Origin of the sequence: Pseudomonas palmensis (genome assembly GCF_049942755.1) — a bacterium.
GTDB classification, from domain to species: domain Bacteria; phylum Pseudomonadota; class Gammaproteobacteria; order Pseudomonadales; family Pseudomonadaceae; genus Aquipseudomonas; species Aquipseudomonas palmensis.
In genome coordinates, this window is the sequence record NZ_CP187958.1 from 5,611,474 (window position 1) to 5,634,980 (window position 23,507).

Here is a 23,507-nt window from a genome sequence, read left to right on the forward strand (position 1 = left end):
GGCCGGCGAACAAAGTCCTAGTAATTCTGTCGGGAAAGTGCCACCGGCACCGCCGGGCCCAGACGCGCCTCGAACCAGCCGCTCATGCGCCGGTACAGGCCCTTTTCCAGCCAGCGGTAACTGGCCCACGACGCCCCGCCGATCAGCGGCACGCACAGCGCGAACACCAGGTAGGGGTTGAGCCCCAGACGCTCGCTGGCAAACCAGCCGCCGTACAGCACCAGCACATGGATCAGGTACACCGAATAGGAGCAGTCGCCCAGGGCCTTGAGCACCCGGTTGCCCTTGAAATACGGCTCCAGCGAGATGCACGCCAGCACGATCAGCGCGCTCGGCAGGCCCCAGTGCAGCAGGCGCGACGAATTATCCAGGCGATAGATCGCCACCGATGCGGCCGCCAGGGTCAGCAATGGCAGCCACAGCCCCTGGGCAATCCAGCCGCGTCGGTAGAGCACGCCGATGGCTACGCCCAGCAGGAACTCGTAGATGATGTTGTTGCTGTAGAACCGCCCCAGCACGCCCAGGCCGGTGAGCACCTCGCTGACCGCGAACAGCGCCAGCGCCACCAGCCACAGGTGATGGCGCTGGCGCACCAGGAACACCAATGAGAACAGCAGGTAGAAGAACATCTCGTAGTTCAGCGTCCAGCCCACGTTGAGCGTGGGGTACAGGCCATAGCCGCCGGGGTTTTCCGCCGGAATGAACAGCAGCGACAGCAGCAGGTGCGACAGCTCCAGGGTCTGGTGCGGCATCCACTGGCTGGCCACCACCAGCAGCAGCGCCATCAGGCCGGTATAGAACCAGTAGGCCGGCACGATGCGCAGCACCCGGTTGAGCAGAAAGCGCCGGGGCGCCATGGGTTTGTCGCGGGTCGAGAGGTAGATCACCAGCCCGCTGATGACGAAGAAGATGTCCACCCCGACCGCACCGCGATCGGCCAGAAACTGCCCTACCGGGCCGCTGGCCTTGAAGTCGAAGAAGATCTGCATGAAGTGGTGACAGACCACCACCCAGGCGGCGAGCGCCCTCAATGCCTGAAGCGAAAACAGCATGTCGATTCCCGTCTCTCGTTACCCCACCCTGGCCCCGCACAAATCGGGACCGCTTGCGGGTGGGACTACGAAAGGCCGGGAAAGATCAGCCCGATCTGCCCGGCGGTTGCTTCAGAGGTTCTCGTAGCGGTTCATGTCGAGCACGCCGGCCTCCACCGGATCGGTCTGCTGGATGTAGCGGCTCAGGTCATGAAAGTACTGCCAGAACTGCGGGTGGCTGCGGCGCACGCCCCAGCGCATGACGATGCGCTCGAAGCGGGCCGGATCGTCCCGCGCCGCCTCCATGTCCTCGACCCACTCGGGCACGTCGCTGGCCGGAATGTTGAACATGAAGTTGGGGTAGCTGCTCATCACCCCCGGGTAGAGGGTCAGGGTGTCCAGCCCCGGCTGGTAGCGGTAGGCCTCGCCGAGCATGAACGCCACGTTGCTGTGGGCGCGGTTGCGCAGCAGGCTGTAGACCTTGCGCTGGCCGCCCTGCCCTTCGATGCGCAGCATGGTCGCCTCGGGCAACTGGCCGATCACCTTGAGCCCGGCCGCCGGGCGCGAGGCCAGCCGGCTCAGGGCCTGCTCCACGTCACGGAACTCCTCGCTGCCGGGCAGCGAGCAGTACGCGCCCTGGCAGCGGTTGATCGGGTCGGGCGCGGCGTTCAGGCTGCCGGTGCGCTCCACCAGCTTGAGGCCGAAGTCGCGCTTGGGGTCGCGCGGGTCGAGCTTGAGGGCGGTCGGGGTCTTGCTGTCGATCGCCTCGTAGTCCAGCCACATCTTGACCTTGCCGCTGTTCTGGTACCAGTCGCCGAGGATGTCGCTGCGCTGCTTGGCCGGCATCAGGCGCAGGAAGTTGACCTCGGCCCCGTTGCGGATCAGGTCGAAGTAAAGGCGTGTCTGCGCCTGGTGCGAGACGTTGCCGTACACGTCGAAATTCACCGCCAGCTGGTAATAGGTGCGCTCGAACAGCGGGTAGTCGAACAGCCACAGGGTCTTGGGCACATCGCCGATCAGGCCCTTGCTCACCGAGGCGCTGTCGAAGTGGCGGAAGATGGTCAGCAAGGCGTTGTCGTTGCCGGCCCACAGGCTCGACCAGCTCGGTGGCGGCAGGTCGGCATAGGCGTCGCGGCGCAGTTTTTCGTACTCGTTGCGCTTGTCGCGGTAGGCGTGCCACAGGGTCAGGATGCTGCCCACGTCGTCGATCTGACCGGGCATCGCCAGCAGTGGCGTGGCCTTGCCGCGGTACTCGGCATCGGTGATGTAGCGGTCGTGGGCCGGCTCCTGGAACAGGGTCCAGAAGTTGTCGCGGATCACGTCGGTGGCGATCTGCCCACGGCATACCGGGCCGCGAATGAAGGTGCGCACGAAGTACTCGGCGTTATCGAGCATGAACTGGTAGCGCGCTATCGCCGGGATCGCCTCGAAGGTCTCGAACGGGTTGGCGCGGTGGCGCGGGCCGTAGCCGGGCAAGGCCGTGGCATGCCAGTCGCCGCTGTAGAACAGCTGCTTGACGCGCTTGAGCTTGTTCGGCCCCATCGGGTAGGTGATGTGGGTCTTGTGCACGATCACGCCCTGCACGGGCATCAGGCGGTAGTAGAAGTCGGTGCCGGGCGGATCGTTGGGGCGGCGTGTGGCGATCAGGTCGATCGGCTGGCCGCTGGGCGTGCGCGAGCGCACCCACTGGAAGAAGTGGCCCTGCTCGCCGCCGACAAAGTAGATGTGCGCCAGGAACAGGTGCTCGTACAGCCAGCGCCCCACCAGCGCCTCGGTGGACCCGGGGCGGTTGAGCAGCGCCTCCCATTCGGTGATCTGCGCGGCCTCGCTGGCACTTGGCTGGATCGGGTTGTACTCCACCGGCGCACCGGCGGCGAACCAGCGCTGCAGGGTCTGGTACTCGGCATCGGTAAGGCCGGTGACGGCCAGCGGCATGCCCTCCCTGGGGTGGGCGCCGGCGTAGGCGTCGAACTCGCCGGGCAGCGGGCACATGTTGTTGCGGTTGAGCCCCAGCACGATCTCCTCGGGCAGCTTGGCATTGGGGGTGAGCGGCGTGTTGTGGCCCAGCTCGAGCATGCGCGCCATCAGCGCGGCCTGACTGCCCTGGCTGTCGAGCACCGAACTGAAGCCCTTGCGCTGCCAGGCCTCGACGCTGTGCGCGTCGTAGAACAGCCGGGTCGGCGCGACCGCCGTACTGCGGTCGCCCTGATACACAGGCACCTTGGAGGCACCGCGCGCGGCGCCCTCGGCACTGCCCAGGTTCAGCTGGCAGGCCGCGTCGTTGCAGGCATGGCAGGCAACGCACTTCTCGGTGAAGATCGGTTGGATGTCCCGGGTATAGGAAATAGCCGGGCTTGTGACGGGGGCTTGTCCGAGCGCCGCGCCGCTGATGAGCAGTGCGAAGGCGCCGGCAAGTAAACGATGCACCATGTGCCGAATGTCCTGGGTATTGATAGCTTCACGATTCTACCGGTGGCGGCAGCGTGCCAACATGAATCAAATTCATGCAAACCGGCAACACGCCTAAAAACCGCGCAGGTTTGTTATTATTCCGCAACTTTTGTATTTGCCCGACCAGGTAGTCCTATGTCTGACCGCAGCGCCCGTTACCAAGCACTTCAGCAAGCCCTCAAAGAGCGCATACTGATCCTCGATGGCGGCATGGGTACTATGATCCAAAGCTACCGCCTGGAGGAACACGACTATCGTGGCACGCGCTTTGCCGACTGGCCTAGCGACGTCAAGGGTAACAACGACCTGCTGCTGCTTTCGCGCCCCGACGTGATCGCAGCCATCGAGAAAGCCTACCTGGATGCCGGCGCCGACATCCTCGAAACCAACACCTTCAACGCCACCCAGGTATCCCAGGCCGACTACGGCATGGAATCGCTGGTGTACGAACTCAACGTGGAAGGTGCGCGCATCGCCCGCCAGGTGGCCGATGCCAAGACCCTCGAAACCCCCGACAAGCCGCGCTTCGTCGCCGGGGTGCTGGGCCCCACCAGCCGGACCTGCTCGATCTCCCCGGATGTCAACGACCCCGGCTACCGCAACGTCACCTTCGACCTGCTGGTGGAAAACTACATCGAGGCCACCCGCGGCCTGATCGAGGGCGGCGCCGACCTGATCCTGATCGAGACCATCTTCGACACCCTCAATGCCAAGGCGGCGATCTTCGCCGTGCAGCAGGTGTTCGAGGACGACGGCATCGAGCTGCCGATCATGATCTCGGGCACCATCACCGACGCCTCGGGCCGTACCCTCTCGGGCCAGACCACCGAGGCGTTCTGGAACTCGGTACGCCACGCCAACCCGATCTCGGTGGGCCTGAACTGCGCACTGGGCGCCAAGGACCTGCGCCCCTACCTCGAAGAGCTGTCGAACAAGGCCGGCACCCACGTTTCGGCGCACCCCAACGCCGGCCTGCCGAACGCCTTCGGCGAGTACGACGAGACCCCGGCCGAAACCGCCGCGGTGATCGAAGAGTTTGCCGCCAGTGGGTTTCTGAACATCATCGGCGGTTGCTGCGGCACCACCCCGGGGCATATCCAGGCCATCGCCAAGGCAGTGGCCAAGTACCCGCCACGGGCGATCCCCGAGATTCCCAGGGCCTGCCGCCTGTCGGGCCTGGAGCCGTTCACCATCGACCGCAGCTCGCTGTTCGTCAACGTCGGCGAACGCACCAACATCACAGGTTCCGCCCGTTTCGCGCGGCTGATCCGTGAAGAGAACTACACCGAGGCGCTGGAAGTGGCCCTGCAGCAGGTCGAGGCCGGCGCCCAGGTGATCGACATCAACATGGACGAAGGGATGCTCGATTCCCAGGCGGCCATGGTCAAGTTCCTCAACCTGATCGCCGGCGAACCCGACATCTCCCGGGTGCCGATCATGATCGACTCCTCAAAGTGGGAAGTGATCGAGGCCGGCCTCAAGTGCATCCAGGGCAAGGGCATCGTCAACTCGATCTCGATGAAGGAAGGCGTCGAGGCGTTCAAGCACCATGCCCGCCTGTGCAAGCGCTACGGCGCCGCCGTGGTGGTGATGGCCTTCGACGAGGTCGGCCAGGCCGATACCGCCGCCCGCAAGCGCGAGATCTGCAAGCGCAGCTACGACATCCTGGTCGATGAGGTGGGCTTCCCGCCCGAAGACATCATCTTCGACCCGAACATCTTCGCCGTGGCCACCGGCATCGAGGAACACAACAACTACGCGGTGGACTTCATCGAGGCCTGTGCCTACATCCGCGACCACCTGCCGTATGCACTGACCTCCGGCGGGGTATCCAACGTGTCGTTCTCGTTCCGTGGCAACAACCCGGTGCGCGAGGCGATCCACTCGGTGTTCCTCTACCACGCGATCCAGAACGGCCTGACCATGGGCATCGTCAACGCCGGCCAGCTGGAGATCTACGACGAGATCCCGGCGCTGCTGCGCGAGAAGGTCGAGGACGTGGTGCTCAACCGCACCCCCGACGGCACCGATGCGCTGCTGGCGATTGCCGACGACTACAAGGGCGGCGGCGCGGTCAAGGAGGTCGAGAACGAGGAGTGGCGTTCGCTGCCGGTGGACAAGCGCCTCGAGCACGCCCTGGTCAAGGGCATCACCGCGTTCATCGTCGAGGACACCGAGGAGTGCCGCCAGCAGTGCGCGCGCCCCATCGAGGTGATCGAGGGGCCGCTGATGAGCGGCATGAACGTGGTGGGCGACCTGTTCGGCGCAGGCAAGATGTTCCTGCCCCAGGTGGTCAAGTCGGCGCGGGTGATGAAGCAGGCGGTGGCTCACCTGATCCCGTTCATCGAACTGGAAAAAGGCGACAAGCCCGAGGCCAAGGGCAAGATCCTGATGGCCACGGTCAAGGGCGACGTGCACGACATCGGCAAGAACATCGTCGGCGTGGTGCTCGGCTGCAACGGCTACGACATCGTCGACCTGGGCGTGATGGTACCGGCCGAGAAGATCCTGCAGGTGGCGCGCGAGCAGAAGTGCGACATCATCGGCCTGTCGGGGCTGATCACCCCGTCGCTGGACGAAATGGTGCACGTGGCCCGCGAGATGCAGCGCCAGGACTTCCACCTGCCGCTGATGATCGGGGGGGCAACCACCTCCAAGGCGCATACCGCGGTGAAGATCGAGCCCAAGTACAGCAACGACGCGGTGGTCTACGTGACCGACGCCTCGCGTGCGGTGGGCGTGGCCACGCAGTTGCTGTCCAAAGAGCTCAAGCCGGCCTTCGTGCACAAGACCCGCGAGGACTACGTGGAGGTGCGCGAACGCACCGCCAACCGCAGCGCGCGCACCGAGCGCCTGAGCTATGCGCAGTCGATCGAGGCCAAGCCGAAGTACGACTGGTCTGCCTACCAGCCGGTGGCACCGACCTTTACCGGTACCCGCGTGCTGGAGAACATCGACCTCAAGGTGCTGGCCGAGTACATCGACTGGACGCCGTTCTTCATCTCCTGGGACCTGGCTGGCAAGTACCCGCGCATCCTCAACGACGAGGTGGTGGGCGAAGCGGCCACCGCCCTGTTCGCCGATGCACAGGAAATGCTGGCCAAGCTGATCGACGAGAAGCTGATCAGTGCCCGCGCGGTGTTCGGCTTCTGGCCGGCCAACCAGGTGGCGCACGACGACATCGAGGTGTACGGCGATGACGGCCAGCCCCTGGCCCTGCTGCACCACCTGCGCCAGCAGACGATCAAGCCCGACAGCAAGCCCAATTTCTGCCTGGCCGACTTCGTGGCGCCCAAGGACAGCGGCATCACCGACTACGTGGGCGGCTTCATCACCACCGCCGGCATCGGCGCCGAGGAAGTGGCCAAGGCCTACCAGGACAAGGGCGACGACTACAGCTCGATCATGGTCAAGGCCCTGGCCGACCGCCTGGCCGAGGCCTGCGCCGAGTGGCTGCACGAGCAGGTGCGCAAGGAGTACTGGGGCTATGCCAAGGACGAGCACCTGGACAACGAGGCGCTGATCAAGGAGCAGTACGCGGGTATCCGCCCTGCCCCGGGCTACCCGGCGTGCCCGGACCACACCGAGAAGGAAACCCTGTTCCGCCTGCTCGACGGCACGGCGATCGGCGAGACCGGCCCGAGCGGCGTGTTCCTCACCGAGCACTTCGCGATGTTCCCGGCGGCGGCGGTCAGCGGCTGGTACTTTGCCCACCCACAGGCGCAGTACTTTGCCGTGGGCAAGGTCGACAAGGACCAGGTCCAGAGCTACACCGCGCGCAAGGGGCAGGACCTGGCGGTAACCGAGCGCTGGCTGGCGCCTAACCTGGGGTACGACAACTAAGCGCTGGTGAGGCAAGGGTCTACACTGAGCTGAAGCCTTTTACAGGAGCAGATCATGGAAGACCCGGCCGAACACAAACCGCCGACCTTCTGGCAAATGCTGCACAGCGTGCTGGCTGCAGCCTTTGGCGTGCAGACCGGCAAGAACCGCGCCCGCGACTTCACCCACGGCAAGCCCGCGCACTTCATTGCGCTGGGCACGGCCTTCACGCTGGTGTTCATCCTGGTGCTGATAGGGCTGGTTCAGCTGGCGATGCACCTGACGGCACGCTGAATCTGTTCTGCCCCCATCGCGGGTCAAGCCCGCTCCCACACGGGCATTGCTGATCCGTGTGGGAGCGGGTTGACCCGCGGTAGGCCGCAATCGACCTTCAGGGCTCCAGCCCGATCCCGCGCAGTATCACACTGGTCACCGTCTGCAACGCCCGCTCGAACTGCGGTTCGCTCAGCGGCTGGTGCGCGTTGAGCAGGTTCACCTGGTGGCTGAAGTCGGCGTAGTGCTGGGTCGAGGCCCAGATCATGTACAGCAGCCCCGAGGGCTCCACCGGCAGAATCCGCCCGTCCTCGACCCACTGGCGAATCTTGCCCTCCTTGAGCTTGGCCCATCCGTACAGGCTGTCATCCAGCGCCGCCCCCAGATGCGGCGCACCGTGGATGATCTCGTTCGCCCACACCTTGGAACCGTGCGGGCGGGTCCAGGAATGGTTCATCTTGGCGCGGATATAGGTGCTGAGCACGATGCGCGGGTCATCGTAGAGCTCGAAACACAGGGCGTCCTGCTTCCACACTTCCAGCAAGCCGAACAGCACCGCCTGGTACAGCTCGGCCTTGGTGCTGAAGTAATAGTGCACGTTGCTGCGCGGCAGCGCGGCGGCCTCGGCGATGTCGGCCATGGCCGTGCCGGCAAAGCCCTTCTCGGCAAAGACCTTTTCTGCTGCCAGCAGGATGCTGTCGACATTGCGTTGGCGAATGCTGTGCTTGTGCGCGGCCATGGGCGGGTCCGTTGCGGATGACCCTGCAAGGCTACCACCGCCAGGGCGATTCGTGCCGCACGCTCAAAAAAGTTGTGCCGCGGGCGGTGTTTTTCAGCGCCGTGCGCTGTCCGATACTGCGCCTCACCGCATTACATCCCACACAAGAGGACGCACTCCATGACTATTCCCCTGCTCGGCCTGGGCACCTTCCGGCTCAAGGACCAGGTGGTCATCGACTCGGTCAGCCAGGCCCTCGAACTGGGCTATCGGGCCATCGACACCGCGCAGATCTACGGCAACGAGGCCGACGTCGGGCACGCCATCGCCGCCAGCGGCGTTGCACGCAACGAGCTGTTCCTGACCAGCAAGATCTGGACCGAGAACCTGGGCGCCGACAAGCTGATCCCCAGCCTGAAAGAGAGCCTGCACAAGCTGGGCACCGACTATCTGGACCTGACCCTGATCCATTGGCCGTCGCCCAAGGGCGCCGTGCCGGTGGCCGAGTTCATGGGCGCCCTGCTCGAAGCGAAGCGCCAGGGCCTGACCCGCCAGATCGGCGTGTCCAACTTCACCATCGCCTTGCTGCGTCAGGCCATCGAGGTGGTGGGCGCCGAACAGATAGCCACCAACCAGATCGAGCTGCACCCCTACCTGCAGAACCGCACGCTGGTGGATTTCATGCACGAACAGGGCATCGCGGTGACCTCCTACATGACCCTGGGCTATGGCAAGGTGCTGCACGATCCGCTGATCCAGCAGATCGCCGAACGCCATGGCGCCACCCCGGCACAGGTGGCCCTGGCCTGGGCGATGCAGCTGGGCTATGCGGTGATCCCCTCCTCGACCCGGCGTGAAAACCTGGCCAGCAACCTGAAGGCAGCGCAGCTGCGCCTGAGCGAACAGGACATGGCGCAGATTGCCGGCCTGGACAAGGGCGAGCGCCTGGTCGACCCCGAGTCGCTTGCACCCGCCTGGGACTGATCAACCGCGGTCGGTGCACACCTTGGCCAGTTTCAGGTACTGCACGGTGTGCTGCCGGCCGGCAGAGTCCACGTAGGTCATGTACGCCTTCACCACGTCGCAGACCTCGGTGGCCGGCTCGTCCAGTTGCACCACGCGCGCCACGTCCAGTGGCATGCCGTACTGATAGACCGTGGTCGTCTGGGCCTGGGCGGCACCGGCCAGCAACAGCGCCAGGGGCAGCAGCGTTCGCAGCGTCATGACAGTTCTCCCGTGAAATGGAAGGCACGCCCGGCACCGGCGCGCGCCGACCCTTTCAGTGTGGTGCCATGCCTGCCCTGGCGTCGCTTTCGCGGATCAACGGCATGCCCATCGCCTGCGCATAGCCGCTGGGGGCGAAGCGCCAGGTCACCAGCAGCATCAGCAGCACCGTCACGCTCAGCAGCAGCCAGGAGGCCTGGAAGTCGCCGCTGACGTCGCGCAACCAGCCGGTGACGTAAGGCACGATGCCGGTGATGATGAAGCCCACGCCCTGCACGAACGCCGCCAGCGCCCCCGCACTGGCGGGGGCCTTGAGGTGCTCGAGGGTCAGCGTGAGGCTGAGGCTGAAGCACGCGCCCAGGCCGAAGCCGATCAGGGCCACCCATAGCCCGGCGATTGCCGGGGCCAGCAGCAGGCCGACAAAGCCTGCCAGTTGCACGGTCAACGCCAGCCACAGGCCGGGGCGCCGATCCACCAGGCGACGCAGCAGCAAGGGCAGCCCGAGGGCGCCGGCCACCTGGAACACGGTCATCAGCCCCACCAGCTCGCCACCGCCCTGGGCACTGCCGCCGACCTGCTGGTAGTAGGCCGGCAGCCACGCCACCATGCTGGTGTAGCCGCCATTGATCAGCCCGAAATAGACCGCCAGCAGCCATGCCCGACGGCTGCCGAACAGGTGCCCGCTGGCACCTGCGCCGCCGACCGCCGCTTCGAGCTGCGGGCGCACCCAGGCCCATACCGCGAACGCCAGCAAGGCCGGCAACAGCCAGATGCCCAGGCCTGCCTGCCAGTGCGAGAACTGCTCGGCCACCCGCGGCCCGAGCACGGCGGCGGCCCCGCCGCCGCTCATCAGGGCTGCCGAATACACACCCATGGCCATGGCCAGGCGGTGAGGAAACCAGCGGTTGACCAGCCCCGGCATCAGCGCCTGAATGCAGGCCACCCCAAGCCCGGCCAATGCTGCGCTGGCGATCAGCGCAGCGGCGGAGTCGAGGGTCAGGCGCCAGGCGCAGGCCAGCGCGATGGCGGCCAGCCCGGCGAGCATCGCGCCCTGCTCGCTGACCCAGCGGCGCAACCAGGGTTGCAGCAAGGGCACCAGCCCCATGCACAGCACGGGCAAGGCGGTCAGCAGCGCGGCCTGCTGGTAGCCGATGCCGGTGCTCTGGCGGATGGCCTCCAGCAATGGGCCGATGCTGGTGAGGATGGGGCGCAGGTTCAGCGCCATCACCACCACCAGCAACAGCAGCAAGGTACTGCGAGCCTGCTCGCGCATCACCCCTGCACCTGCCGCCAGGCGGCGTACAGGCCCTGCTCGCCGGCTGGCTTCAGGGGTGCCAGGGGCAGCGACTGCTGCTGCGGCGGGCGTGCCATCTGCGCGTAAACCGCTGCCGTCGACAGGCCATAGGGCTCGCCGTCTTCGTTGCTGTAGGCGAACCAGGCGCGCTCGATACCGCACAGGTGCATGGCGGCCAGGCACATCGGGCAGGGGTGGCCGGTGGCGTAGATTTCGCAGCCCTCCAGGCGCGGGCTGCCGAGCACCTGGCTGGCCAGGCGGATGGCCTGCAGTTCGGCGTGGGCGGTCGGGTCCTGGGTCAGGTGGATCTGGTTGACCGCCTCGGCGATCACCCGGCCCTGGTGCACCAGCACCGCCGCGAACGGGCGGCCGCCGGCCTGGATGTTCGCCCGGGCCAGCCCCAGCGCTTGCTGCATGAAATGTTCGTTGGCCATGGTCAGGCTCCTGTCAGGTTCAATGGGCATCGTGGGCCAGCAGCAACTCGACGATCCGCTGCTGGCCGCGTTCCCGGGCGTGCTGCAGGGGCGTCACGCCCTGGCGGTCGGCAAGGTTGACGTCGGCACCGGCGTCGATCAGCAGTTGCACGATGGCCTGGTGACGCGGGCCGCCATCGCTGAGCAGGATGGCTTCGAGCAGCCCGGTCCAGCCCAGCGAGTTCACGTGGTCGGGTGCAACGCCGGCGGCCAGCAGGCGAGCGACCACCTCGACATGGCCGCGCTCGCATGCGGGGATCAGCGCCGTGCCGCCATAGCGGTTGGTGCTCTTGAGGTCCGCGCCATGGGCCAGGGTCATCTCCAGAATCTGCAACTGGCCTTCGGCGCCGGCCAGCAGATACGGGCTGTCGTGCATCCAGTTGCTGGCGTTGACGTTGGCGCCGGCGTCGATCAACCGGCGCGCCGCCGCCACATGCCCGCCGGCGGTGGCCAGCAGCAGCGGCGTATTGTTGCGCGAGTCGCGCTGATCGACGTCGGCGCCCTGGGCCAGCAAGGCGCCGACGCGGGTGGGGTCGCCGCTGGCGGCGGCTTCGAGCAAGGTGTCGGCCGCCCCGGCGGCCCCGGCGATGCCGAGGCTGGCGCACAGCCCGGCAACCCCGTACATCCAGTGTCTAAGCAATGACATGGCGCCTCCTTTGGTGCAATGAAGCGGGATTATCCGAGGCTTGGGGTGTAGCATGAAATTAATTGATTTCATGCATACCAGTGGGTAATCGAATGCTTGACCCCGTACTGCTGCGCAGCTTCGTGACCGTGGTGGAAACCGGCAATTTCACCCGCGCCGCCGAACGCCTGCACCTGACCCAGTCGACCATCAGCCAGCAGATCATCCGGCTGGAGCAGCACCTGGGGGTGCGCCTGCTGGATCGCAGCCAGCGCCAGGTGTGGCCGACCGAAGACGGCGAGCGCCTGCTGGGGTATGCCCGGCGCCTGCTGCGCCTGGACGAAGAGGCGCGCCAGGCGTTCAGCCCGGTGCAGGCGCAACGGGCACTACGCCTGGGGGTGCCGGAAGACCTGGCCGGGGAAGTGCTGACCGAGCCATTGAGCCGGTTCATCGGCGAGCGCCCGCATGTGCGCCTGGAGGTCGAGAGCGGGCTGAGCAGCCCGCTGCTGCGCCTGTACCGTGATGGCGAGCTGGACCTGCTGCTGGTCAAGCAATGGGGCGCGGACCGCGACCGCCATGCCGGCTGGCACGAGCCGTTGTCGTGGGTGTGCAGTGCCGGGCAGACGCATCTGGCCGACCCGGTGCCGCTGGTGGTGTTTCCGGTGGGGGCGCTGTACCGGCAGGAAATGATCAATGCGCTGGAAGCCCGTGGGCGCAGCTGGCGTATCAGCTATTCGAGCACCAGTCTGGCCAGCCTGGGGGCGGCGGTGAGTGCGGGGTTGGGCGTGAGCCTGATACCGACCCGCAGCGTGTTGCCGACCCATCGGGTGCTGGGTGAGGCGCAGGGGTTTACCCCGGTCCAGGGCCTGGAGCTGGCGTTGTACGGGCGCAAGGGGCTGGACGCCGATGGCCTGGCGCTGCGCGAGCTGCTGCAGGCCCTGTGCGAGCAGCGCGCAGAGTGTCGAGGGGGCCAGCCCCCTACTCCCCCGCCACCCGCGCCCGGTAGCTCCCCGGGCTCTCCCCCGTCCATTTCTTGAACGCGCGATGAAACGCGCTGGGCTCCTGGAAGCCGGTCTGCTCGGCAATCTGCGCCACGCTCAACACACCATCGCGCAAGCATTCGAACGCCAGTGCACGGCGCACCTCGTCCTTGATCTGCTGGTACGAACACCCTTCACGCTCCAACTGCCGGCGAAAACTGCTCGGGCTCAGGCCCTCGGCTGCCGCCATGCCCAGCAAGGTCGGCCACTGCCCGTACTGACGCCCGCGCAGATGCCGGTATACCCGCGCCGCCAACCCGTTCTGGTTGCGGTAGCGCACCACCAGCCACTGCGGCGCACTGCGCAGGAAGGTCTTGAGCGCACCCAGGTCCTGCACCACCGGCAAGCGCAGGTAGTGCGCCGAGAACTCGACCTGGGTGCGGCCACTGCCCAACTGCAGGTTCGGCCCCCACAGCAACGCGTCGTCCTCCAGCACCGCACGCCCGTCGCGCAGTTCGGTACGGTCGATGGCGATGCGCCGCCCCCCCAGCCAGCACAGCAGGCTGACCACCAGCACCAGGAAGGTCTCCTCTGCATATACCCGAGTCTGCGCATCGTCGAAATGCGACTCCAGGCTGATCACCGCACGCTGCCCACGCACCACCAGGCGCCCGCGCACGTCACGCAGGAACAGGCCGAAGTTGCTCAGGCACTGGCGCAAGGCCTTTTCCAGCGTCGGCTCCTGGATCAGCCCACGACAGATCAGGGCGAAACTGCCCAGCGGCATGCCGTGGCTGTCGAGGTTGAAGAATTCGTCGCCCAGGTCTTCAATGAGCAGCAGCCACAGCCGTGCGAACGCCCTGGCCGGCACCCGTGCATCGGGTGCGTCCACCACCGCCGGGTCGATGCCCGCCTGCACCAGCAACGCACTGGCGCGCGCCGGCTGTTGGCGCAGTGTGTGCAGCATGATGTGCACGAAGTACACCGCGACCGAATCGTTTTCCCGCATGACTGTTTCCGCTATGCAGCGTAAGAATATGGCAAAAAGTGCCAGCCTCGCTGGGCAGTTATGGCATAGGCCCAGGCGTGACCTTTGCCTAGACTCGAACCCATCCCGAGCGTGGCCCCGGGCGCCATTCTGGCAGAGCCAGGCAGCGCCCCGCCACGCTTTCGCACACTGGAGTCGCGTATGAACACCCCGCAAATCTATGTAGTGAGCGCCGTTCGCTCGGCCATCGGCACCTTCGGCGGCTCGCTCAAGGACCTGCCCCTGGCCGACCTGGCCACCCAGGTGACCCGCGCCGCCATCGAACGCTCCGGCATTGCCCCCGAACAGATCGGCCACATGGTCATGGGCAACGTGATCCCCACCGAGCCGCGTGACGCGTACCTGGGCCGCGTGGCCGCGATGAACGCCGGCGTGCCCAAGGAAACCCCGGCATTCAACGTCAACCGCCTGTGCGGCTCGGGCCTGCAGGCCATCGTCTCGGCCGCGCAGAGCCTGCTGCTGGGCGAGGCCGAGGCGGTGATTGCCGCCGGCGCCGAATCCATGAGCCGCGGCCCGTACCTGCTGCCGCAGGCGCGCTGGGGCGCGCGCATGGGTGACCTGAAGGGTGTCGACTACATGCTGGGCATTCTGCAGGACCCGTTCGAAGGCTTTCACATGGGCATCACCGCCGAGAACGTGGCGGCGAAAAACGGCATCACGCGCCAGATGCAGGACGAGGTGGCCCTGACCAGCCAGCAGCGCGCCGCCCGCGCCATCGCCGAAGGCCGCTTCACCAGCCAGATCGTGCCCATCGAGATCCCGAGCCGCAAAGGTCCGGTACGTTTCGAGGTGGACGAGCATGTGCGTGGCGATGTGAGTGCCGAGCAACTGGCCGGCATGAAGCCTGCCTTCAAGAAGGACGGCACCGTCACCGCCGGCAACGCCAGCGGCCTCAACGACGGCGCCGGCGCCCTGGTGCTGGCCACCGGCGAAATGGTCGAGCGCCTGGGCTTGCGCCCGCTGGCGCGCCTGGTGGCCTATGCACATGCAGGCGTCGAGCCCGAGCTGATGGGCCTGGGCCCGGTGCCGGCCACGCGCAAGGTGCTGGAAAAGGCCGGCCTGAGCGTCGCCGACCTGGACGTGATCGAGTCCAACGAAGCCTTCGCTGCCCAGGCCTGCGCCGTGTCGCGGGAACTGGGCCTGGCCCCCGAAAAGGTCAACCCCAACGGCTCGGGCATTTCCCTGGGCCACCCGGTGGGGGCCACCGGGGCCATCATCGCCACCAAGGCGATCCATGAGCTGCAACGTATCCAGGGCCGCTACGCGCTGGCCACCATGTGCATCGGCGGCGGTCAGGGTATCGCCGTCGTGTTCGAACGTGTTTGAGTCGGAGTTAACCGTGAGTATTGAAAACATCGCCGTGATCGGCGCCGGCACCATGGGCAACGGGATTGCCCAGGTGTGTGCAGTGGCCGGCTACCAGGTCACCCTGATCGACGTGTCCGAGGCCGCGCTGGAGCGTGGCCTGGCCACCCTGCGCAAGAACCTGGAGCGCCAGGTCAGCAAGCAGACCCTGCAGGCCGAACAAGCCGAAGCAGCCCTGACGCGCATCGCCACCAGCACCGATTACGCGCAGCTCAAGGGCGCGCAGCTGGTGATCGAGGCAGCCACCGAGAACCTCGCCCTGAAGGTGAAGATTCTGCAGCAGGTGGCCGCCAGCGTGGCCGACGACTGCGTCATCGCCACCAACACCTCGTCGCTGTCGATCACCCAGCTGGGCGCATCGGTGAGCCAGCCCGAACGTTTCATCGGCGTGCACTTCTTCAACCCGGTGCCGATGATGGCGCTGGTCGAGATCATTCGCGGCCTGCAGACCAGCGACGCCACCTACGCCAGCGCCATGGCCCTGACCGAGCGCGTGGGCAAGACCGCCATCAGTGCCGGCAACCGCCCGGGCTTCGTGGTCAACCGCATCCTGGTGCCGATGATCAACGAGGCGATCATGGTGCTGCAGGAAGGCCTGGCCAGCGCCGAGGACATCGACACCGGCATGCGCCTGGGCTGCAACCAGCCCATCGGCCCGCTGGCCCTGGCCGACCTGATCGGCCTGGACACGCTGCTGGCGATCATCGAGTCGTTCCACGACGGCTTCAACGACAGCAAGTACCGCCCCGCTGCCCTGCTCAAGGAAATGGTCGCCGCCGGCTACCTGGGGCGCAAGAGCGGCCGCGGCTTCTTCACCTACTGAGGTACGGGCATGCCGCAGACCTGCGCCGAACGTTGCGCCAACTTTGAAGAACGTCGGGACAAGGCACTCGAACTCTTTGCGGTCAAGGGGTTCGGCCAGGTCAGCATGCGTGAACTGGCCAGCCACCTGGGGCTGACGGCGGGCTCGCTGTATCACCACTTCCCGAGCAAGCAGCACCTGCTGTTCGACCTGATCGAAGAGCTGTTCGAGGAGTTGCTGGCCACCCTGCAGCCCCGTGGACGCGGCAAGCCCGAGGCCACGGCGTTGAGCCGGGTGATAAAGGCACACTGGGCGCTGCATGCCGAGCGCCCGTTGCAGTTTCGCCTGGCCGAACGTGACCTGTGCTGCCTGAGCGAGGAACAACAGGCACGCATCGCCCAGCTGCGCCGTGAATACGAAACCCACCTGTTGCAGCTGATCGCCCCTCACGCGGCCCTGCCGCCGCCGGCCCGGGAGGCGACCGGCCATGTCATCGCCACGCTGCTCAACAGCCTGCCCGGCTGGTTGCAGGCCTCACCGCTGGGGCAGCCACAACGCCTGGCGCTGATGGAAAACATGCTGCTGGGGGCAATAGAGCGCACCCTGCAGACCGGTGCGCTGGACGCTGCCGCTTGAACTCACACCAACGTCAGGCCTATTTCAGGAGTTCCTGAATCTGGTCGCGCAGGCTGTCCAGGTCGAACGGCTTGGCCAGGATCGGTGCCTTGAACGCGATCGGGCTGCCCGACTCGCGGATCTCCGCCGGGTAACCACTGATGAAGATCACCTTCAGGTCCGGGCGCAGCTTGACCGCAGGTTCGGCGATCTGTACCCCTGAAATGCCGCCCGGCAGGCGGAAGTCGGTCACGATAAGGTCCAGGTGCGGCTTGCTGGCCAGGATCTTGAATGCCTGCTCGCCATCTTCGGCCACCAGCACGTGATAGCCCTCGCCTTGAAGATAGTCCTTCAGGATCATGCGAATGACCGGTTCGTCTTCGACGACCAGTACTACATCTTGCGCATCTTCACTCATGCCAATGCCTTCAACTCGTATTTGATTCATGGGGGATCGCTATACGACCCCGGCCTCACGCAGAGGTTGCCTGCTGCGCGCCACTTTCTTGCGGGCTGCGTACCAGTGGCAGGCGCACGCTGAATGTCGCGCCCTGGCCCTCGGTACTGCTGACCGTGATACTGCCGCCATGGGCCAGCACGATCTGTTCGGAAATATACAGGCCCAGCCCCAGGCCGGCACTGCTCTGGTTGGAGCATACCCGCTCGAACTGCTGGAAGATGCGCTGCTGGTTCTCGGCACTGATGCCGATGCCATGGTCGCGCACCTGCACGCAGGCCATGCCCTGTTCCTCGAACACGCGCACCTGCACCGGCGACTTGGCGCCATAGCGCAGGGCGTTGGTGAGCAGGTTGGCGATCACCTGCTCGATACGAAACTCGTCCCAGTAGCCGACCAGTTCGGCGCCGGCCTGCAGGCTGATGCTCGAGTCGACCGCAGCCGCCTGGGCGGCGAAGTTCTCGACCAGGCCGCTGACCAGCTGGCACAGGTCGAACGATGCGGGCCGGATCGACAGCTTGCCGGTACGGATGCGCGACACGTCGAGCATGTCTTCGATCAGCCGGATCAGGCTGTTGATCTGGCGCTCGTCACGCTCGACCATGGCGTGCATCTTGTCCAGGGTGAAGGCATCGGCGTTGTTGCGCGCTAGGTGCAGCTTGCGCAGCTGGGTCTCCAGTATCAGACCGTTGAGCGGTGTGCGCACCTCGTGGGAGACGATCGACATGAAGTCGTCGCGCATGCGTACCGCGTGCTCCAGCTCGCTGCGCGTGACCTGCAGCTGCGCCAGCAGCAGCTCCTGCTCCTGGCGGCTGCGCTCCAGGGCCTCCAGCTGCTGGCCGAGGGCCTTGCGCTGGCGGTACAGGTCGATGAACACCGCCACCTTGCTCTTCACCGCCTGGGTGTCCAGCGGCTTGTGCAGGAAGTCCACCGCGCCGCTCTCGTAGCCCTTGAAGGCGTAGTTCATCTCGCGCGCCGCAGCGCTCACGAACACGATGGGAATGTTCTTGGTCTTTTCCGTACCGCGCATCATCTCGGCCAGTTCGAAACCGTTCATTCCGGGCATCTGGACGTCGAGGATGGCCAGCGCGAACTCGTGCTCGAGCAACAGCGACAACGCATGGTCGGCCGATTGCGCCTGGTACACGTTGCGGTCCGGCCCCTTGATCAGCGCCTCGAGCGCCAGCAGGTTTTCCGGCAGGTCGTCGACGATCAGCAGGTTTGCTTGGATATGGCTTAGCATGCACGTGGTTCCAGCTTGGCGAGCAATTGCCCGATGCCATTCAATGGGAGTATGTGGTCGGGCCGGTGCAGCGCCAGCGCCGCCTCGGGCATGACCGCGACTTGCGCCTCATGCGGGTCCTGAATCAGGGTAGTACCGCCGTGCTCCTTGATGCGCGCCAGCCCGCGCGCACCGTCTTCGTTGGCGCCGGTCAGCAACACGCCGACCAGGCCGTCGCCATAGGCATCGGCGGCCGACTCGAAGAGGATGTCGATCGAGGGCCGGGAAAAGTGCACGCGGTCCTCCTGGCTCAGGGACAGGCTGCGGTCACGCTCCACCGACAGGTGATAGCCGGGGCCGGCCACGTAGATCATGCCCGGCACCACGCTTTCCTTGTCGCGGGCCTCCTGCACGGGGCGCTGCAAGCGGCGGCTGAAGACTTCGGCCAGCTGGCTGTGGCGGTCGTCGGGCAGGTGCAGCACGCACAGCAGCGCAATGGCGTAGTCGGCGGGCAAGGCGGCAAACACCGTGAGCAGCGCCGACACGCCCCCGGCTGAAGCCCCCACCACGATCGCATCGGTGCCTTTCATGACTTTCGGTAGATCCGTTCTGGCTTGACCAGCGCGTCGAAGCGGTTGGCGTAAGCGGAAAAATCCAGGGTTTCCTTGCTGCCCAGCACCAGAAAGCCACGGTGGCACAGCGAGTCGTGAAACAGGCCGAAGGCCCGGTCCTGCAGGGTCTTGTTGAAGTAGATGAGCACGTTGCGGCACGAGATCAGCTGGGTTTCGGAGAACACGCTGTCGGTGGCCAGGCTGTGGTCGGCGAAGGTCACGTTTTCGCGCAGGCTGCTGTCGATGATCGCGTTGCCATAGGCGGCAGTGTAGTAGTCGCTGAAGGCCCGGCGCCCGCCGGCCTTCTGGTAGTTCTCGGTGTACTCGCGCATGTTCTGCATCGAGTAGATGCCCTGCTTGGCCTTTTCCAGCGAACTGGGGTTGATGTCGGTGGCGTAGATGATGGTGCGTTCGAGCAACCCTTCTTCGCGCAGCAGGATGGCCATGGAGTAGACCTCCTCGCCCGTGCTGCAGCCGGCAATCCAGATCTTGATCGAGGGCCAGGTCTTGAGGTGCGGCACCACCTCCTCGCGCAGCGCGAGGAAGTGACCGGGGTCGCGAAACATCTCGCTCACCGGGATGGTGAGGTACTGCAGCAACTGCATGAACACACTCGGGTCGTGCAGCACCCGTTCCTGCAGGGCCGACACCGTGGCACATTCGAACTGGCGCACGGCATGCAGCACCCGGCGCTTGATCGAAGCGCCGGAATAGTCGCGAAAGTCGTAGCTGTACTTGAGGTAGATCGCCTCGATCAGCAGCCGGATTTCAATGTCGGTGTTACGTTCGATACTCAAATTCGCTCCAGTTGCGGCAGCCATACCCGAATCAGGGAGAACAGCCGGTCCAGCTCTATCGGCTTGGCCAGGTAGTCGTTGGCGCCGGCCTGCAGGCAGCGCTCCTGGTCATCCTTCATGGCCTTGGCGGTGACGGCGATGATCGGCAGCTTGCGCCAGCGCGGGTCCTTGCGAATGCGCCGGGTGGCTTCATAGCCGTCCATCTCCGGCATCATCACGTCCATCAGCACCAGGTCGATATCGCTGACCTGCTCGAGTTTTTCGATGGCCTCGCGGCCATTGCGACCGATCTCCACGATCGCGCCCTTGTGCTCCAGCGCACTGGTGAGGGCGAAGATGTTGCGCACGTCGTCGTCCACCAGCAGGATCTTGCGCCCCTCGAACACCTTGTCGCGGCTGCGCGCGGTCTTGAGCATGCGCTGACGTTCATGGGACAGCGTCGACTCGACTTTGTGCAGAAACAGCGTGACTTCATCCAGCAACCGCTCGGGTGAACGCGCGCCCTTGATGATGATCGAGCGCGAGTACTTGAGCAGGTCGGCCTCTTCGTCGCGGGTCAGGTTGCGCCCGGTGTAGACGATCACCGGCGGGAACGAGCGGATATCGTCGGCGGTCATGCGCTTGAGCAGCTCGTTGCCGAGCATGTCGGGCAGCTTGAGGTCGATGATCATGCAGTCGTAGATGTTCTCGCGCAGCAGCTCCAGGGCTTCCTGGGCCATGCCCACCGCGGTGATCTTGATGTCTTCGTCGCCGATCAGGCGGGCGATGCTTTCGCGCTGCAGGTCATCGTCTTCCACCAGCAGGATGTGCTTGAGTTTCTGGGTCAGCTTGGCTTCCAGGCGGCCGAACACGGCCTTGAGCTCCTCGCGGCTGGTGGGCTTGACCGCATAGCCGATCGCGCCCATGTGCATGGCCGCCTCGACACGGTCCTCGACCGAGATGATGTGCACCGGTATGTGCCGGGTGGACGCCTGCTCCTTGAGCCGCTGCAGCACGGTAAGGCCGGAATGGTCGGGCAGGCGCATGTCCAGCAGGATGGCGTCGGGGATGTAGCTGGCCGCCAGTTCGAAGCCTTCGTCGGCGGCCTGGGCCACCAGGCAGCTGTAGCCCAGCTCGTGGGCCAGGTCGAAGAGGATGCGGGCAAAGTTGGGCTCGTCCTCGATCACCAGGATGCAGCGGTTGCTGAACGGTGCCAGGTGACGGTCGTCGGCGAAGCTGGCCGCCGGACGCGGGGCTTCGGCGGCCGGCAGCACGACGGGGGCCGCCACGGGCAACGGCGCGGCGGCGCGGGCCACCAGTGCCAGCGGCTGCGCCTCGACGCTCGGCTCGTACGACTCGGGCAGTATCAGGCTGAACACGCTGCCCTGGCCCAGTTGGCTTTCGACACGGATCTGGCCGCCCAGCAACTGCGCCAGGTCACGGGAAATCGACAGCCCCAGGCCCGTGCCTCCGTAGCGCCGGTTGGTAGTGCCGTCGGCCTGGTGGAAGGCTTCGAAGATGCTCTGCTGCTGGTCGTCTGCAATGCCGATGCCACTGTCGCGCACCGAGAACACGATGCCGGTGCCGGCCTGGTAGCCGATGGTCAGCGCCACCTGGCCGCGCTCGGTGAACTTCAGCGCGTTGGACAGCAGGTTCTTGAGGATCTGCTCCAGGCGCTGGCGATCGGTGAACAGGGTGGCCGGTACCTGCGGCTCTACGGTGACGCTGAAGGCCAGCTGCTTCTGCTGCGCCAGCGGCTCGAACAGGCTGCGCAGGCCTTCGGCCATGCGGCTGATGTGGGTGGTTTCGGCGCGTACATCGAGCTTGCCGGCCTCGACCTTGGCGATGTCGAGAATGTCGTTGATCAGGTTGAGCAGGTCGTTGCCGGCCGAATAGATCGACTCGGCGAACTTGACCTGCTCGGCGCTGAGGTTGTCCTGCGGGTTCTCGGCCAGCAGCTTGGCCAGGATCAGCGAGCTGTTGAGCGGGGTGCGCAGCTCGTGGGACATGTTGGCGAGGAATTCGGACTTGTACTTGCTCGAGCGCTGCAGTTCCTCTGCACGCTCCTGCAGCTCGACCTGCACCCGGTTCAGCTCGCCGTTCTTGCGGTCCAGCGCATCGCGCTGCTCGGCCAGCGCGTCGGTACGCTCGGCCAGTTGCTCGTTGGTCTGCTCCAGCTCGGCCTGCTGCGTCTCCAGATGGGCCTGGGACTCCTTGAGCACCCGGGACTGTTCCTCGAGCTCTTCGTTGGCGGTCTTGAGCTCTTCCTGCTGCACCTGCAGCTCTTCGTTGAGCTGCTGGGTTTCGGCCAGCACTTCCTGCAGGCGCTGGCGATAGCGCGCACTCTCGATGGAGGTGCCCAGGTTGTCGGCCAACCGCTCGAGGAACTCGATGTCGCGGTCCTCCACTGCACGCAGAAAGCCCAGCTCGACCACGCCATTGACCTGGCCGTCGTTGATCGCCGGAATCACCAGCACGTTGCGTGGGCACCCCTCGCCCAGCCCGGAGCTGACCTTGAAGTAGTCCTGCGGCACCTCGTCCAGGCGCATCAGGCGACGCTGCGCCACGGCCTGGGCAAGGATGCCCTCCTGGGCGCCGACGACCTGCTCCTGCCCCTGCTGCTCGCGGGAGAAGCCGTAGCTGGCCACGCGGCGCAGGCTGCCATGCTCGTCGCGCACGTACACGGCCGCCACCACGCTGCCCAGGTAATGGGCGAAGAACTGCAGGATGTTGTTGCCCAGCATCGGCAGGGTCAGTTGCCCCAGCACCTGCTCGGCCAGACGCGATTGCCCGGCGCGCTGCCAGGCCTGCTGTTCGAGGCGCTCGGCAGCGCGCTGCTGGGCCTCCAGGTTGGCCGCGTAGTTGCTGGACAGGTTGAGCAGGTCGCGGCGGCCGATATAGGCCAGCAATGCGCTGAGCAGCACCACGAAGGCCAGATAAAGGGAAATGGACCACTGCGTGGTGTTGCTGACCTGATCGTTGCGGGCAAGACGCAACTGTTGCTCCATCGCGACGAAATCGTCGAACTCCTTGCGGATCTCGTCGGTCAGGCGCTTGCCCTGACCGAGCTTGATGGGCGTGCGGTAGTCGTCATTGGCGCGGCGCAGGTCGATCATGTCCTTGCCAAAGTTGTTCCAGGCGGCCTGCAGGGCTTGCAGGCGGCTCAGGCGGTCGACCTGCTGCGGGTTGTCGGCCACCAGTTGCTTGAGCGTCTCGAGTTCGGCCTGTATGCGTGGCTTGGCCACTTCATAGGGGTCGAGGAATTGCTCGTCGCCGGTGAGCAGGAAACCGCGCATGCCGGTTTCCATGTCGATGGACAGCTTGACCGCCTCGTTGGCGTTGTTGATCACCCGGTCGGTGTGGGCGACCCACTGGATGACCGACAGCAGGTAGGCAATCACGGCGACGAAAACCACCGCACTGATCAGACCGACCCCCAGGGGCAGGCCGATGTTGCGGCTCAGCAGCTTGCGAAAGCTCTGCTGATCGGTCGAGGCTGGTTGACTCATTGGAAAGGCCCGAGCAAGTAGACGAACGAAAGAGTGTGACGGATTTTCGAGCAATTGTTCCAGTTTTCCGCCAGTTCAATGCCCGCAGCGTGGCGCCGCGCCCGTGTTGGCCGGGCATCGAGCCCGTATTTGAGCCAGTGCTGCGCCAAACGTTCCCTGTTTGGCCAGAGCCCGCTATGCTCACTGGCTGGTACGTTTGACGATCCAGGGA

The 23,507-nt window shown here is 65.7% G+C and carries 20 protein-coding genes; 7 read left to right on the forward strand and 13 right to left on the reverse strand.

Annotation, left to right across the window (positions count from 1 at the left end):
* Window positions 1–17: 17 nt before the first annotated feature.
* Both ACPRTJ_RS25875 and ACPRTJ_RS25880 read right to left on the reverse strand, forming a co-directional pair.
* The gene (locus ACPRTJ_RS25875; RefSeq protein ID WP_104572570.1) at window positions 18–1,052 is read right to left on the reverse strand and encodes an acyltransferase family protein; all 1,035 of its coding nucleotides are present in this window, start codon (window positions 1,050–1,052) and stop codon (window positions 18–20) included.
* Between the two features lie 111 nt (window positions 1,053–1,163).
* Window positions 1,164–3,461, reverse strand: a complete 2,298-nt coding sequence (locus ACPRTJ_RS25880; protein WP_054914322.1) for a fatty acid cis/trans isomerase — start codon at window positions 3,459–3,461, stop codon at window positions 1,164–1,166.
* Between the two features lie 156 nt (window positions 3,462–3,617).
* Between ACPRTJ_RS25880 and metH the strand changes: the two genes are divergently transcribed.
* On the forward strand, window positions 3,618–7,325 hold the full coding sequence (metH, locus tag ACPRTJ_RS25885; protein ID WP_426427607.1) for a methionine synthase: 3,708 nt from the start codon (window positions 3,618–3,620) through the stop codon (window positions 7,323–7,325).
* Window positions 7,326–7,379: 54 nt separating this feature from the next.
* Window positions 7,380–7,598 (forward strand): DUF2970 domain-containing protein, encoded by a 219-nt coding sequence (locus tag ACPRTJ_RS25890; RefSeq protein WP_043864080.1) that lies wholly within the window; start codon window positions 7,380–7,382, stop codon window positions 7,596–7,598.
* A 97-nt stretch (window positions 7,599–7,695) separates the two neighbouring features.
* Here the strand turns inward: ACPRTJ_RS25890 and ACPRTJ_RS25895 are convergent, their stop codons facing one another.
* The gene (locus ACPRTJ_RS25895) at window positions 7,696–8,316 is read right to left on the reverse strand and encodes a TetR/AcrR family transcriptional regulator (RefSeq protein WP_043864081.1); all 621 of its coding nucleotides are present in this window, start codon (window positions 8,314–8,316) and stop codon (window positions 7,696–7,698) included.
* A 159-nt stretch (window positions 8,317–8,475) separates the two neighbouring features.
* Here ACPRTJ_RS25895 and dkgB point away from each other — a divergent pair, with 159 nt between their 5' ends.
* Entirely contained in the window at window positions 8,476–9,279 is an 804-nt protein-coding gene (gene dkgB / locus ACPRTJ_RS25900; protein ID WP_043864082.1) for a 2,5-didehydrogluconate reductase DkgB, read from the forward strand.
* Here the strand turns inward: dkgB and ACPRTJ_RS25905 are convergent, their stop codons facing one another.
* From ACPRTJ_RS25905 to ACPRTJ_RS25920, 4 genes are read right to left on the reverse strand one after another with little or no spacing between them, the layout of a single operon-like run.
* Window positions 9,280–9,519, reverse strand: a complete 240-nt coding sequence (locus ACPRTJ_RS25905; protein ID WP_078481167.1) for a DUF2790 domain-containing protein — start codon at window positions 9,517–9,519, stop codon at window positions 9,280–9,282.
* A gap of 55 nt (window positions 9,520–9,574) precedes the next feature.
* Window positions 9,575–10,792 carry a cyanate transporter gene (locus tag ACPRTJ_RS25910; protein ID WP_054914319.1) on the reverse strand — a complete coding sequence of 406 codons (1,218 nt, stop codon included), beginning with the start codon at window positions 10,790–10,792 and terminating at the stop codon, window positions 9,575–9,577.
* A complete protein-coding gene (locus tag ACPRTJ_RS25915) occupies window positions 10,792–11,247 on the reverse strand; it encodes a nucleoside deaminase (RefSeq protein WP_054914318.1) in 456 nt (151 codons plus the stop codon). Before ACPRTJ_RS25915 ends, ACPRTJ_RS25910 begins: the two co-directional genes overlap by 1 nt.
* Window positions 11,248–11,266: 19 nt before the next feature.
* On the reverse strand, window positions 11,267–11,932 hold the full coding sequence (locus tag ACPRTJ_RS25920; RefSeq protein WP_426427611.1) for an ankyrin repeat domain-containing protein: 666 nt from the start codon (window positions 11,930–11,932) through the stop codon (window positions 11,267–11,269).
* A 92-nt stretch (window positions 11,933–12,024) separates the two neighbouring features.
* Between ACPRTJ_RS25920 and ACPRTJ_RS25925 the strand changes: the two genes are divergently transcribed.
* A complete protein-coding gene (locus ACPRTJ_RS25925) occupies window positions 12,025–12,948 on the forward strand; it encodes a LysR substrate-binding domain-containing protein (protein ID WP_426427612.1) in 924 nt (307 codons plus the stop codon).
* On the opposite strand, the gene ACPRTJ_RS25930 is transcribed toward ACPRTJ_RS25925, so the two are convergent.
* Window positions 12,890–13,900 (reverse strand): AraC family transcriptional regulator, encoded by a 1,011-nt coding sequence (locus ACPRTJ_RS25930; protein WP_058540352.1) that lies wholly within the window; start codon window positions 13,898–13,900, stop codon window positions 12,890–12,892. The two genes, ACPRTJ_RS25925 and ACPRTJ_RS25930, sit on opposite strands and share 59 nt — an antisense overlap.
* 180 nt (window positions 13,901–14,080) lie before the next feature.
* Between ACPRTJ_RS25930 and ACPRTJ_RS25935 the strand changes: the two genes are divergently transcribed.
* Genes ACPRTJ_RS25935 through ACPRTJ_RS25945 form a run of 3 tightly spaced genes read left to right on the forward strand, consistent with a single transcriptional unit; the run spans window position 14,081 to window position 16,742 of the window.
* On the forward strand, window positions 14,081–15,265 hold the full coding sequence (locus ACPRTJ_RS25935; protein ID WP_426427614.1) for an acetyl-CoA C-acyltransferase family protein: 1,185 nt from the start codon (window positions 14,081–14,083) through the stop codon (window positions 15,263–15,265).
* Between the two features lie 13 nt (window positions 15,266–15,278).
* Window positions 15,279–16,127, forward strand: coding sequence for a 3-hydroxybutyryl-CoA dehydrogenase (locus tag ACPRTJ_RS25940; protein ID WP_043861758.1), 849 nt, complete (start codon window positions 15,279–15,281; stop codon window positions 16,125–16,127).
* A 9-nt stretch (window positions 16,128–16,136) separates the two neighbouring features.
* Entirely contained in the window at window positions 16,137–16,742 is a 606-nt protein-coding gene (locus ACPRTJ_RS25945) for a TetR/AcrR family transcriptional regulator (protein ID WP_253087067.1), read from the forward strand.
* A 19-nt stretch (window positions 16,743–16,761) separates the two neighbouring features.
* On the opposite strand, the gene ACPRTJ_RS25950 is transcribed toward ACPRTJ_RS25945, so the two are convergent.
* From ACPRTJ_RS25950 to ACPRTJ_RS25970, 5 genes are read right to left on the reverse strand one after another with little or no spacing between them, the layout of a single operon-like run.
* Window positions 16,762–17,139 carry a response regulator gene (locus ACPRTJ_RS25950; protein WP_043861756.1) on the reverse strand — a complete coding sequence of 126 codons (378 nt, stop codon included), beginning with the start codon at window positions 17,137–17,139 and terminating at the stop codon, window positions 16,762–16,764.
* Between the two features lie 55 nt (window positions 17,140–17,194).
* Window positions 17,195–18,421 (reverse strand): hybrid sensor histidine kinase/response regulator, encoded by a 1,227-nt coding sequence (locus tag ACPRTJ_RS25955; RefSeq protein WP_043861755.1) that lies wholly within the window; start codon window positions 18,419–18,421, stop codon window positions 17,195–17,197.
* A complete protein-coding gene (locus ACPRTJ_RS25960; protein WP_043861754.1) occupies window positions 18,415–18,990 on the reverse strand; it encodes a chemotaxis protein CheB in 576 nt (191 codons plus the stop codon). The genes ACPRTJ_RS25955 and ACPRTJ_RS25960 overlap by 7 nt, the downstream gene beginning before the upstream one ends.
* On the reverse strand, window positions 18,987–19,808 hold the full coding sequence (locus ACPRTJ_RS25965) for a CheR family methyltransferase (protein WP_043861753.1): 822 nt from the start codon (window positions 19,806–19,808) through the stop codon (window positions 18,987–18,989). The genes ACPRTJ_RS25960 and ACPRTJ_RS25965 overlap by 4 nt, the downstream gene beginning before the upstream one ends.
* A complete protein-coding gene (locus ACPRTJ_RS25970; RefSeq protein ID WP_078481179.1) occupies window positions 19,805–23,296 on the reverse strand; it encodes a response regulator in 3,492 nt (1,163 codons plus the stop codon). Before ACPRTJ_RS25970 ends, ACPRTJ_RS25965 begins: the two co-directional genes overlap by 4 nt.
* Between the last annotated feature and the right edge of the window lie 211 nt (window positions 23,297–23,507).